The sequence below is a fragment of the Enterobacter cloacae complex sp. S2 genome (genome assembly GCF_015159675.1).
Classification (GTDB): Bacteria; Pseudomonadota; Gammaproteobacteria; order Enterobacterales; family Enterobacteriaceae; genus Enterobacter; species Enterobacter intestinihominis.
Window position 1 is genome coordinate 145,789 of sequence record NZ_JADDTS010000032.1, and the last position, 12,093, is coordinate 157,881.

A 12,093-nucleotide genomic window follows, 5' to 3' on the forward strand; every position below is an offset into this window, starting at 1 on the left:
CTTTATTTACGTTTGTTACTGACTTGTAAAGATTATTTACCTTGTTCTGCCAGTCCGTCCAGATAGCGTTCTGCGTCCAGCGCGGCCATACAGCCGGTGCCCGCAGAGGTGATCGCCTGACGATAAATATGGTCCATCACGTCGCCAGCCGCGAAGACGCCTGGGATGCTGGTCTGCGTGGCATTGCCGTGAATGCCAGACTGCACTTTGATGTAGCCGTTCTCCAGCTCAAGTTGGCCTTCGAAAATGGCCGTGTTCGGGCTGTGACCGATTGCCACAAACAGGCCTGCCACCTCCAGCGTTTCGACGGTGTCGGTGTTCTGCGTATCACGAATTCGCAGACCCGCCACACCCATCTGATCGCCGGTCACTTCTTCCAGCGTACGGTTGGTATGCAGCACAATGTTGCCGCTCGCCACTTTATCCATCAGGCGTTTGATCAGGATCTTCTCGGCGCGGAAGGTGTCGCGACGGTGGATCAGGTGTACTTCTGAGGCGATGTTCGCCAGATACAACGCTTCTTCCACAGCGGTGTTGCCGCCGCCGATCACCGCAACTTTCTGGTTGCGATAGAAGAAACCGTCGCAGGTCGCGCAGGCTGATACGCCGCGCCCTTTGAATGCTTCTTCAGACGGCAGACCGAGATAACGGGCAGAGGCACCGGTAGCGATGATCAGCGCATCGCAGGTGTATTCACCGCTGTCGCCGGTCAGACGGAACGGACGGTTCTGCAAATCCACTTTATTAATGTGGTCGAACAGGATTTCGGTTTCGAATTTAGCAGCATGCTCGTGCATGCGCTCCATCAGCAGCGGCCCGGTCAGGTCGTTCGGGTCGCCCGGCCAGTTTTCCACTTCCGTGGTGGTGGTCAGCTGACCGCCTTTTTCCATCCCGGTAATCAGTACCGGTTGCAGGTTAGCGCGTGCAGCATAGACCGCTGCGGTATATCCCGCAGGTCCAGAACCAAGGATTAGCAGCTTACTGTGTTTGGTCGTGCCCATGAGATCCCCATTGTTGTTGGCAGGCAATGGGCTGGATTGTAGGGAATTTGTTGCCGTAAAAAAAGAGCACGACAGTTTTGCTTCCGATATATGCAATAGTCACGCCCTATGGATCAGACACGGTCATATCACGTCTGCTACTGAAAATCGCGCGTTTATAAGGCAATAAAATGATGATTAATACCCCCCCGTAATGAATATCCGGCATCTTGTACTAAAAATCGATGTTTTGCTTTGACAATCCCCTGCGCTTTTGCGAAAACATTCAAGGAAGAAAAAAAGACGCATGAACTGCATGCCGAATAGACATGCACGTAAATGCCATTTTTACCGGGTCAGTGAAATCTACGCATGGTGTGGACAGACGCCATACGTGATGTCTGTGACTGCTTTCGGGCAACGGTCTTCTTACCGCAGACCCCGAATCCACATCGCGTCTAATACATAACCAGGCGATGTGATGAATAACGGGTGCAGGCTCTGAACAGTGATGTGCACAGGGTCCAGGCAGGAGTAGGGAAGGAATACAGAGAGACAATAATAATGGTAGATAGCAAGAAGCGCCCTGGCAAAGATCTCGACCGTATCGATCGTAACATTCTTAATGAATTGCAAAAGGATGGGCGTATTTCCAACGTCGAGCTTTCAAAACGTGTGGGACTTTCCCCGACGCCGTGCCTTGAGCGTGTGCGTCGACTGGAAAGACAGGGTTTTATTCAGGGCTATACGGCTCTGCTAAACCCGCATTATCTGGATGCCTCACTTCTGGTATTTGTTGAGATTACTCTGAATCGTGGTGCGCCGGATGTGTTTGAGCAATTTAACGCCGCTGTACAAAAACTTGAAGAAATTCAAGAGTGTCATCTGGTTTCCGGTGATTTTGACTACCTGTTAAAAACCCGTGTGCCTGATATGTCCGCCTACCGTAAGCTGCTGGGTGAAACCCTGCTGCGTCTGCCAGGCGTGAACGACACCCGTACTTATGTGGTGATGGAAGAGGTCAAACAGAGCAATCGTCTGGTTATTAAGACGCGCTAACACGGAACAGGTGCAAAATCAGTGTAGTTTGATTACACTCCTGTTAATCCATACAGCAACAGTGCCGGGGATACCCGGCGCTGTTGTCCGTTTTAGCACACAGGCAGGACATGCCTGATACCTGGAGAGCCTTTCTTGAGCCAGGAATACACTGAAGACAAAGAAGTCACATTATCTAAGCTAAGCAGCGGACGTCGTCTCCTCGAGGCGTTACTGATTGTTATTGCCCTTTTTGCCGTCTGGCTGATGGCCGCCTTACTCAGTTTCAACCCCTCAGATCCCAGCTGGTCGCAAACCGCATGGCATGAGCCTATTCATAACTTAGGTGGCGTTCCCGGTGCCTGGCTTGCGGACACGCTCTTTTTCATTTTCGGAGTGATGGCTTATACCCTTCCCGTCATCATTATTGGCGGATGCTGGTTTGCCTGGCGTCATCGACAGAACGACGACTACATCGATTATTTTGCCGTTTCGCTGCGCCTGATTGGCGCCCTGGCGCTGATCCTCACCTCCTGTGGGCTGGCGGCGATCAACGCTGATGATATCTGGTACTTCGCCTCCGGCGGGGTGATCGGCAGCCTGTTGAGCTCCGCGCTGCAACCGATGCTTCATAGCAGCGGCGGCACGCTGGCGCTGCTCTGTATCTGGGCGGCGGGCCTGACGCTGTTTACCGGCTGGTCCTGGGTGAGCATTGCTGAGAAGATCGGCAGCTTTATTCTGACGCTGCTGACGTTCGCCAGCAACCGTACCCGTCGTGACGATACGTGGGTCGATGAAGACGAGTATGAAGATGAGTACGAAGAGGAAGACGAGGCGCCTGTACAGCGGCGTGAATCTCGCCGCGCGCGTATTCTGCGCGGTGCTCTGGCGCGCCGCCAGCGCGTCGCTGAAAAATTTGCTAACCCGTTAGGCCGTAAAACGGATGCCGCGCTGTTCTCCGGCAAACGTATGGATGAAGACGAGCAGATTGAGTATCGCGGTGCGGCCGTCGACCCTGATGACGTACTGTTCTCTGGCCATCGAGCCACGCCGGGAGAGTATGACGAATACGATCCGCTGCTGAATGGCCACTCCGTGACTGAACCGGTAGCCGCTGCTGCTGCCGCAACGACGGCTGCTCAGGCCCATGTTGCGCCTGTTGAAGCCGTGATGCCGTCCTCGCCTGTTCCGGCACCGAAGTCCGCGATCCAGCAACCGCAGGTAGACTGGCAGACTGCGCCAGGCGTCCATACGCCTGAACCGACCATTGCACCTGAGCCTGAAAGTTATATTCCTGTGCAGCAGGAACAGTGGCAGCAAACGTATCAGCCGCCTGAGCCTGCCAGCGTACCGCAACAACCGTATCAGGCTTATACGCCCGAACCCGCTGTACCTGAACAGCCATACGTTGCACCGGTGTCTGAACCCGAAGTGGTGGAGGAAGCGAAGCCATCCCGTCCGCCATTATACTATTTTGAAGAAGTGGAAGAGCGCCGCGCCCGTGAGCGCGAGCAGCTTGCCGCCTGGTATCAGCCCGTGCCCGAGCCGGTGCAGGAGCCTGTTGCAAAAGCGCCTTCGGTCAGCGTTCCACCTGTAGAACCTACGCCAGCCGTTGCGTCGGGTGCAGAAGCCGTGAAGCAGGCAACGGCAGCCGCTGCCGCGTCCGCTCCGCTATTCAGCCCGGCAACCGACAGCGCCCCGCGTCCTCAGGTGAAAGAGGGCATTGGTCCACAGCTGCCGCGCCCTAACCGCGTGCGCGTACCGACTCGCCGGGAGCTGGCCTCTTATGGCATTAAACTGCCTTCCCTGCGTATGGCGGAAGAAAAAGCCCGTGAGTCCGAGTACGAAGATGATGCCGACGAACTGCATCAGGATGAGCTGGCGCGTCAGTTTGCTGCCCAGCAGAATCAGCGTTACGGCGAAGAGTATCAGCATGACGTGCCTTCACAGCAGGACGAGGATGATGCGGCCGAAGCGGAGCTGGCGCGCCAGTTTGCAGCAACGCAGCAGCAGCGTTATTCCGGTGAGCAACCTTCGGGGGCAAACCCGTTCTCGCTGTCGGATTTCGAATTCTCACCAATGAAAGATCTGGTGGATGATGGCCCAAGCGAACCGCTGTTCACGCCGAGCGTAATGCCGGAAGCGGAGCCGGTGCGTCAGCCGCCTGCACCACAGGCTTACGTGCAGCCGCAACAGCCGGCGCCGCAGGCGTATGCGCAGCCGCAGACACCTTCTCAACCGCCTCAGCCACAGTTCCAGCAGCCAGCACCACAGCCGCAGGAGAGCCTGATTCACCCGCTGCTGATGCGTAACGGAGACAGCCGACCGCTGCAACGACCAAGTACGCCGCTGCCGTCGCTGGATCTGTTAACGCCACCGCCAGCGGAAGTCGAGCCGGTGGATACCTTTGCCCTTGAGCAGATGGCCCGTCTGGTGGAAGCGCGTCTGGCTGACTTCCGCATTAAAGCGGACGTGGTGAACTACTCACCGGGCCCGGTGATCACCCGTTTCGAACTGAACCTGGCACCGGGCGTAAAAGCGGCGCGTATTTCTAACCTCTCCCGCGACCTGGCGCGTTCTCTGTCCACCGTGGCGGTACGCGTGGTGGAAGTGATCCCAGGCAAGCCTTACGTTGGCCTTGAGCTGCCAAACAAGAAACGCCAGACCGTTTATCTGCGTGAAGTTCTGGATAACACCAAATTCCGCGACAACCCGTCTCCGCTGACCGTGGTGTTGGGTAAAGATATCGCCGGCGATCCGGTGGTTGCCGATCTCGCAAAGATGCCGCACCTGCTGGTTGCGGGTACTACCGGCTCCGGTAAATCGGTCGGGGTGAACGCCATGATCCTCAGTATGCTCTACAAAGCGCAGCCTGAAGATGTGCGTTTCATCATGATCGACCCAAAAATGCTCGAACTGTCCGTCTACGAAGGCATTCCGCATCTGTTAACGGAAGTGGTTACCGACATGAAGGACGCCGCCAACGCATTACGCTGGAGCGTCAATGAAATGGAGCGTCGCTACAAGCTGATGTCGGCGCTGGGCGTGCGTAACCTGGCCGGTTATAACGAGAAAATCGCCGAAGCGGCGCGTATGGGCCGTCCGATTCCGGACCCATACTGGAAGCCGGGTGACAGCATGGATGCCCAGCATCCGGTGCTGGAAAAACTGCCTTACATCGTGGTGCTGGTGGATGAATTTGCCGACCTGATGATGACCGTTGGCAAGAAAGTGGAAGAGCTGATTGCGCGTCTGGCACAGAAAGCGCGTGCGGCGGGCATCCACCTGGTACTGGCAACGCAGCGTCCGTCCGTGGATGTAATCACCGGTCTTATTAAGGCAAACATCCCGACCCGTATCGCGTTTACCGTGTCGAGTAAAATTGACTCCCGTACTATCCTTGACCAGGGCGGAGCAGAGTCGCTGCTGGGGATGGGGGATATGCTCTATTCCGGGCCGAACTCCACCTCGCCGGTGCGTGTTCACGGTGCGTTTGTTCGCGACCAGGAAGTGCACGCGGTTGTGCAGGACTGGAAAGCGCGCGGGCGACCGCAATATGTTGACGGCATCACCTCTGACAGCGAAAACGAAGGTGGCGGCGGTGGTTTTGACGGCGGCGAAGAGCTGGATCCGTTATTCGACCAGGCGGTTAATTTCGTCACCGAAAAACGCAAAGCGTCCATCTCCGGCGTGCAGCGCCAGTTCCGTATCGGTTACAACCGCGCGGCGCGTATCATTGAGCAGATGGAAGCCCAGGGCATCGTGAGCGAACAGGGGCACAACGGTAACCGTGAGGTGCTGGCGCCACCGCCTTTTGAGTAATCTTCAGCGATTGCAAAGAAGGGTAAATCAGCAAAAATTAAGCATATTCTTCTGTCGCCTGCCTTCGGGCAGGTACAGAATAGAAACGGAACCCCCATATCGGGAAGACGTATTTTAAGGAATAACAATGAAAAAAATCGCCATCGCCTGTGCATTACTCTCCAGTTTTGTTGCCAGCAGCGTCTGGGCTGATGCAGCCAGCGACCTTAAAAGCCGACTGGATAAAGTGAGCAGTTTCCACGCCAGCTTCACGCAAAAAGTGACTGACGGCAGCGGCAACGCGGTGCAGGAAGGCCAGGGAGATTTGTGGGTAAAACGCCCAAATCTGTTCAACTGGCACATGACCCAGCCGGATGAAAGCGTGCTGGTGTCTGACGGTAAAACCCTGTGGTTCTACAATCCGTTTGTTGAGCAGGCGACCGCCACCTGGCTCAAAGACGCGACCAGCAATACGCCGTTTATGCTCATTGCCCGTAACCAGTCCAGCGACTGGCAGCAGTACAACATCAAACAAAACGGTGATGAGTTCGTCCTGACGCCAAAAGGCAGCAACGGTAATCTGAAGCAGTTCACCATTAACGTGAGCAGCAACGGTACCATCAATCAGTTCGGCGCGGTTGAGCAGGACTATCAGCGCAGCAGCTATCAGTTGAAGTCTCAGCAAAACGGCGCCATTGATGCATCGAAATTCACCTTTACGCCGCCGCAGGGCGTAACGGTGGACGACCAACGCAATAAGTAAGAGGCATGAGTGAGCAACCTGTCGCTCGATTTTTCAGATAATGCGTTTCAACCTCTGGCCGCCCGTATGCGGCCAGAAAATTTAGCGCAGTACATCGGTCAGCAACATCTGCTGGCTGCGGGGAAACCCTTGCCGCGCGCTATTGAGGCGGGGCATCTGCACTCCATGATCCTCTGGGGGCCACCCGGCACCGGAAAAACCACGCTCGCTGAAGTGATCGCCCGCTATGCCAACGCGGACGTTGAGCGCATCTCGGCGGTCACGTCGGGGGTGAAAGAGATCCGCGAGGCGATCGAGCGGGCGCGACAAAACCGCAATGCCGGACGTCGCACCATTCTGTTTGTCGACGAAGTTCACCGCTTCAACAAGAGCCAGCAGGACGCCTTTCTGCCGCACATTGAAGACGGTACGATTTTCTTTATTGGCGCCACCACGGAAAACCCGTCGTTTGAACTGAACTCTGCGCTGCTCTCCCGGGCGCGCGTGTATCTGCTTAAATCGCTGACCACGGAAGATATCGAAAAAGTTCTGACGCAGGCGATGGAGGACAACGCGCGTGGTTACGGCGGGCAGGATATCGTTCTGCCGGACGAGACGCGTCTTGCTATCGCCGAACTGGTTAACGGTGATGCCCGTCGTGCGTTGAACACGCTCGAAATGATGGCCGATATGGCCGAAGTGGACGATGCGGGCAAGCGCGTATTAAAGCCTGAACTGCTCACCGAAATTGCCGGTGAGCGTAGCGCGCGTTTCGATAATAAAGGCGATCGTTTTTACGACCTCATCTCTGCTTTACATAAGTCCGTGCGCGGCAGCGCTCCGGATGCGGCGCTCTACTGGTATGCGCGTATCATCACCGCCGGTGGCGATCCGTTATATGTCGCGCGTCGCTGCCTGGCGATTGCGTCAGAAGATGTCGGTAATGCCGATCCACGCGCCATGCAGGTCGCTATTTCCGCCTGGGACTGCTTTACCCGCGTCGGGCCTGCGGAGGGCGAGCGTGCCATTGCGCAGGCAATTGTCTATCTGGCTTGCGCACCGAAAAGTAACGCGGTGTATACCGCCTTCAAAGCGGCGATGTCGGATGCTCGTGAACGTCCGGACTACGATGTGCCGGTTCATCTGCGCAATGCGCCTACCAAATTGATGAAAGAGATGGGTTACGGGCAGGAGTATCGCTACGCCCATGACGAACCCAACGCCTACGCCGCCGGGGAAGAGTATTTCCCGCAGGAGATGGCACAAACCCGCTATTATCACCCCACAAACAGAGGTCTTGAGGGTAAGATTGGCGAAAAGCTCGCCTGGCTTGCCGGACAGGATCAAAATAGCCCTATAAAACGCTACCGTTAGTTCAATCGTTGCGGTAATGTTGGCAATATATCTCTGTGGCTGCAGGCTGTGGTCACTTTTTCCTCTTTTAATTCGATAAGCACAGGATAAGCATGCTCGATCCCAATCTGCTGCGTAATGAGCCAGACGCAGTCGCTGAAAAACTGGCACGCCGGGGCTTTAAGCTGGATGTAGATAAGCTGCGCGCTCTTGAAGAGCGTCGTAAAGTTTTGCAGGTACAAACAGAAAATCTGCAGGCAGAGCGTAATTCTCGATCGAAATCCATTGGCCAGGCGAAAGCGCGCGGGGAAGATATTGAGCCATTACGCCTGGAAGTGAACAAACTGGGTGAAGAGCTGGATCAGGCGAAAGCTGAACTGGACGTTCTTCAGGCTGAAATTCGTGATATCGCTCTGGCGATCCCAAACATTCCTGACGACAGCGTCCCTGTCGGCAAAGACGAAAACGACAACGTTGAAGTGAAACGCTGGGGTACGCCTCGCGAGTTTGACTTCGAGGTGCGCGATCACGTGACGCTAGGCGAAATGCACGCGGGCCTGGACTTTGCGGCTGCGGTTAAGCTGACCGGTTCTCGCTTCGTGGTAATGAAAGGTCAGATTGCTCACCTGCACCGCGCGCTGGCGCAGTTTATGCTGGATCTGCACACCGAGCAGCATGGCTACAGCGAAACCTACGTTCCGTATCTGGTTAACCACGATACGCTGTACGGTACAGGCCAGCTGCCGAAATTTGCCGGCGATCTGTTCCATACCCGTCCGCTGGACGAAGAAGCTGACAGCAGCAACTACGCGCTGATCCCAACCGCGGAAGTGCCGCTGACCAACCTCGTGCGTGATGAGATCATCGACGAAGACGATCTGCCAATCAAACTGACTGCGCACTCTCCATGTTTCCGTTCTGAAGCCGGTTCTTACGGTCGTGATACGCGCGGTCTGATCCGTATGCACCAGTTCGATAAAGTTGAGATGGTGCAGATCGTTCGTCCGGAAGAGTCTATGGACGCGCTGGAAGAGATGACAGGTCACGCAGAGAAAGTGCTGGAGCTGCTGGGGCTGCCATACCGCCGTATGGCGCTGTGCACCGGTGACATGGGCTTCGGCGCCTGCAAAACCTTCGACCTCGAAGTCTGGGTGCCTGCGCAAAACACCTACCGTGAAATCTCCTCTTGCTCTAACGTCTGGGATTTCCAGGCGCGTCGTATGCAGGCGCGTTGCCGCAGCAAGTCCGATAAGAAGACCCGTCTGGTTCATACCCTGAACGGTTCTGGTCTGGCGGTTGGCCGTACGCTGGTTGCCGTGCTGGAGAACTACCAGCAGGCAGATGGTCGTATTGAGATCCCTGAGGTGCTGCGTCCTTACATGAAAGGCCAGCAGTTCATCGGCTAATATTTTGCTGCAAAACAAAAAAGCGCCTCAGGGCGCTTTTTTTATATCTTTGATTTGATACGACGCAATATTCCCTCCCTCTAAAGTAGTAATACTCCTCCGAACGAAAGTTAGCATAAAACACCTGTAACGAAGGAATTCGTTATATATAAAACTACATAGCGGTATGCGCCGCCTCTCTTTTCTTTGTGAGCAACCAAAGTGAGTCTTTATGAAAATCAAAGCGCCTGAAGCGTTAATGGCTGCCGAGGTCACTCGCCGTGGGTTGATGAAAACCACAGCAATAGGTGGTCTGGCGGTTGCCAGCAGCGCCTTTACGCTTCCTTTTACCCGTCTGGCGTCGGCGGCGGAGGCTCTGTCTCCCGCTTCAGCCCCGGAAAAAGTGGTGTGGAGTGCCTGTACCGTTAACTGTGGTAGCCGTTGTCCCCTGCGTATGCATGTTGTGGACGGTGAAATCAAATACGTTGAAACCGACAATACCGGCGATGATAACTACGAAGGGTTACACCAGGTTCGTGCCTGTCTGCGTGGCCGCTCAATGCGCCGTCGCGTTTATAACCCGGATCGTCTGAAATATCCGATGAAGCGTGTCGGTAAGCGTGGGGAAGGGAAGTTCGAGCGCATTAGCTGGGACGAAGCCTACGATATTATCGCGACCAACATGCAGCGCCTGATCAAAGAATACGGCAACGAATCCATCTACCTGAACTATGGCACCGGGACGCTGGGCGGCACCATGACCCGCTCCTGGCCGCCGGGTAAAACGCTGGTAGCGCGCCTGATGAACTGCTGCGGCGGCTATCTCAACCATTATGGCGACTACTCTTCCGCACAGATTGCCGCGGGCCTGAACTACACCTATGGCGGCTGGGCAGACGGTAACAGCCCGTCGGATATAGAAAACAGCAAGCTGGTGGTGTTGTTCGGCAACAACCCGGGCGAAACGCGTATGAGCGGCGGTGGGGTAACCTATTATCTTGAGCAGGCGCGCGCCAAATCCAACGCACGAATGATCATCGTCGATCCGCGCTACACCGATACCGGCGCGGGGCGAGAAGACGAGTGGATCCCTATCCGCCCTGGTACCGATGCGGCGCTGGTCAATGCGCTGGCGTATGTGATGATCACTGAAAACCTCGTCGATCAGCCGTTCCTTGATAAATACTGCGTCGGCTATGACGAGAAGACGCTGCCAGCCAGCGCACCGGCTAACGGGCATTACAAAGCGTATATACTTGGTCAGGGCAGCGACGGGGTAGCGAAAACCCCTGAGTGGGCATCCACCATCACCGGCATTCCAGTCGAACGTATTGTTCAGCTGGCCCGTGAAATTGGTTCAGCAAAACCGGCTTATATCAGCCAGGGCTGGGGACCGCAGCGTCACGCGAACGGCGAAATTGCCACCCGCGCTATTTCTATGCTCTCGATTCTGACTGGCAACGTCGGCATTCACGGCGGTAATAGCGGGGCGCGTGAAGGCTCGTATGAAGTACCGTTTGAGCGTATGCCAACGCTGGATAACCCGGTTCAGACCAGCATCTCCATGTTTATGTGGACGGACGCGATCGAGCGCGGCCCGGAAATGACCGCGCTACGCGACGGTGTTCGGGGCAAAGATAAGCTGGATGTGCCGATCAAAATGATCTGGAACTATGCCGGTAACTGCCTGATCAACCAGCACTCAGAGATCAACCGCACCCACGAAATCTTGCAGGACGACAAGAAGTGCGAAATGATTGTGGTGATCGACTGCCACATGACCTCATCGGCGAAGTATGCCGATATTCTGCTCCCAGACTGCACCGCGTCTGAGCAGATGGATTTCGCGCTGGACGCCTCCTGCGGCAACATGTCCTATGTGATCTTCACAGACCAGGCCATCAAACCGCGCTTCGAGTGCAAAACTATCTATGAGATGACGTCCGAGCTGGCGAAACGTCTTGGCGTTGAGCAGCAGTTCACAGAGGGGCGTACTCAGGAAGGGTGGATGCGCCATCTGCACGAGCTCTCACGCAAAGCCATTCCAGACCTGCCGGACTTCGATACCTTCCGCAAGCAGGGCATGTACAAGCAGCGCGATCCGGAAGGGCATCACGTGGCGTATAAAGCCTTCCGCGACGATCCGCAGGCCAATCCGCTGACCACGCCGTCGGGCAAAATCGAGATCTACTCCGAAGAGCTGGCAAAAATTGCCGCAACGTGGGAATTGCCGGAAGGGGACGTTATCGATCCGCTGCCGATCTATACGCCAGGCTTCGAAAACTACAACGATCCGCTGACGGAGAAATTCCCACTTCAGTTAACCGGTTTCCACTACAAAGCGCGTGTTCACTCCACCTACGGCAACGTTGACGTTCTGAAAGCGGCCTGCCGACAGGAGATGTGGATCAACCCGATGGATGCGAAAGCGCGCGGCATCAGTAATGGCGATCGCGTACGTATCTTCAACGGACGTGGCGAAGTGCATATCGAAGCTAAAGTGACTCCGCGCATGATGCCTGGCGTTGTCGCGCTGGGGGAAGGGGCCTGGTATAACCCGGATGCGAACCGTATCGATCAGGCGGGCTGCATCAACGTTCTCACTACGCAGCGTCCATCGCCGCTGGCGAAGGGCAACCCATCCCACACAAACCTCGTTCAGGTTGAAAAGGCGTAAGGAGTAACCGATGACAACCCAGTATGGATTTTTTATTGATTCCAGCCGCTGCACCGGGTGCAAAACCTGCGAGCTGGCCTGCAAGGATTATAAAGACCTGACCCCGGACGTCAGCTT

Annotated in this window: 8 protein-coding genes; 7 read left to right on the forward strand and 1 reads right to left on the reverse strand. The window is 55.7% G+C overall.

The genetic code is table 11. From position 1 onward, the window contains the following. Window positions 1–32: 32 nt before the first annotated feature. A complete protein-coding gene (trxB, locus tag IPZ49_RS15290; protein ID WP_022647616.1) occupies window positions 33–1,001 on the reverse strand; it encodes a thioredoxin-disulfide reductase in 969 nt (322 codons plus the stop codon). A 543-nt stretch (window positions 1,002–1,544) separates the two neighbouring features. On the opposite strand from trxB, the gene lrp reads away from it, so the two are divergent. The 7 genes from lrp to IPZ49_RS15325 form a co-directional block, all read left to right on the forward strand. Continuing rightward, window positions 1,545–2,039: a leucine-responsive transcriptional regulator Lrp gene (gene lrp, locus IPZ49_RS15295; RefSeq protein WP_000228469.1), complete on the forward strand. Its 495-nt coding sequence runs from the start codon at window positions 1,545–1,547 to the stop codon at window positions 2,037–2,039. Between the two features lie 135 nt (window positions 2,040–2,174). Continuing rightward, window positions 2,175–5,840: a DNA translocase FtsK 4TM domain-containing protein gene (locus IPZ49_RS15300; protein ID WP_063932823.1), complete on the forward strand. Its 3,666-nt coding sequence runs from the start codon at window positions 2,175–2,177 to the stop codon at window positions 5,838–5,840. Between the two features lie 127 nt (window positions 5,841–5,967). Beyond that, window positions 5,968–6,582: an outer membrane lipoprotein chaperone LolA gene (lolA, locus tag IPZ49_RS15305; protein ID WP_063146155.1), complete on the forward strand. Its 615-nt coding sequence runs from the start codon at window positions 5,968–5,970 to the stop codon at window positions 6,580–6,582. 9 nt (window positions 6,583–6,591) lie between these two features. Beyond that, entirely contained in the window at window positions 6,592–7,935 is a 1,344-nt protein-coding gene (gene rarA, locus IPZ49_RS15310; RefSeq protein ID WP_022647619.1) for a replication-associated recombination protein RarA, read from the forward strand. Window positions 7,936–8,027: 92 nt separating this feature from the next. Next, a complete protein-coding gene (gene serS, locus IPZ49_RS15315) occupies window positions 8,028–9,320 on the forward strand; it encodes a serine--tRNA ligase (protein WP_003858266.1) in 1,293 nt (430 codons plus the stop codon). Between the two features lie 211 nt (window positions 9,321–9,531). Then, the gene (dmsA, locus tag IPZ49_RS15320) at window positions 9,532–11,976 is read left to right on the forward strand and encodes a dimethylsulfoxide reductase subunit A (protein ID WP_038415775.1); all 2,445 of its coding nucleotides are present in this window, start codon (window positions 9,532–9,534) and stop codon (window positions 11,974–11,976) included. 10 nt (window positions 11,977–11,986) lie between these two features. Beyond that, the coding region (locus tag IPZ49_RS15325) for a 4Fe-4S binding protein (RefSeq protein ID WP_168929095.1) at window positions 11,987–12,093 on the forward strand (107 nt) is incomplete at its 3' end.